The organism is Sphingobium cupriresistens (assembly GCF_004152865.1).
Classification (GTDB): domain Bacteria; phylum Pseudomonadota; class Alphaproteobacteria; order Sphingomonadales; family Sphingomonadaceae; genus Sphingobium; species Sphingobium cupriresistens.
This window is the reverse complement of sequence record NZ_SEOO01000129.1, coordinates 1-944: the sequence shown is the minus strand read 5'-3', so window position 1 is coordinate 944 and position 944 is coordinate 1. Positions and strand designations below refer to the sequence as shown.

Below are 944 nucleotides of genomic sequence, written 5' to 3'. Positions count from 1 at the left end.
GTCAGCGCCTTTTCGGCGGCGTCCGCGTCGGTGGCACGGTAAATCTCCTTGAGCGCGCTGGCGAGGTTCTTGCGGTCCTTCCAGGAGACGAAGTCCATCGAGTTGCGCAGCAGGTGAACGATGCAGGTCTGGACAATCGCATCGGGGAAAACTGCGGTGATCGCATCGGGAAAGCCCTTCAGGCCGTCAACGACGGCCAGCAGGATGTCTTCGACGCCACGGTTGCGAAGCTCGTTCATCACCCGAAGCCAGAACTTGGCACCCTCATTCTGCTCGAGCCACAGGCCGAGCACCTCCTTTGCGCCGTCGGCGCGGACGCCCAGCGCAATGTGGATCGCCTTGTTGCGCACCATGCCCTCGTCGCGGATCTTGACCCGGATCGCGTCGAAGAAGACCAGCGGGTAAACCGGATCGAGCGGCCGCTGCTGCCAAGTGGCGACCTCATCAAGCACGGCGTCGGTCACCGTGCTGATCAAATCGGGTGAGACGTCGATGCCGTATAGATCGTTCAGGTGCCTGGTGATCTCGCGGGTGCTCATGCCGCGCGCGTACATCGACACGATCTTGTCGTCGAAGCCGGGAAAGCGGCGTTGATACTTGGCGATCAACTGTGGGTCGAAGCTCGACTGGCGATCGCGCGGCACGTTGATCGCCAACTTGCCGGTGTCGGTCATTACCGTCTTCCGACCGTAGCCGTTGCGCATGTTGCCGGCGCCGTCTTCGCCAGCGAGGTGGTGATCCATCTCCGCATTCAGGGCACGCTCTGTCAGCGCCTTCTTCAGCGAATCGAGCAGACCGCCCTGCTCGAAGGCGGCACTGGCAGCGCCGCCCGCCAAAAGCTGATCGAGAAGCTCATTCGGTATGGCAGGCTCTTTGCGTCGTGACATAGTGGGACTCCTTGTTACCCATTATGCCCGGCCACACACGGAAATCCTGACAGTCCC

Annotated in this window: 1 protein-coding gene; it reads right to left on the bottom strand. The window is 61.8% G+C overall.

Features of this window, described 5'->3' with window-relative positions:
- Positions 1-887 (bottom strand): IS256-like element ISSpwi2 family transposase (locus EWH12_RS21940; protein ID WP_129927821.1); only part of this gene is annotated, 887 nt, incomplete at its 3' end.
- Between the last annotated feature and the right edge of the window lie 57 nt (positions 888-944).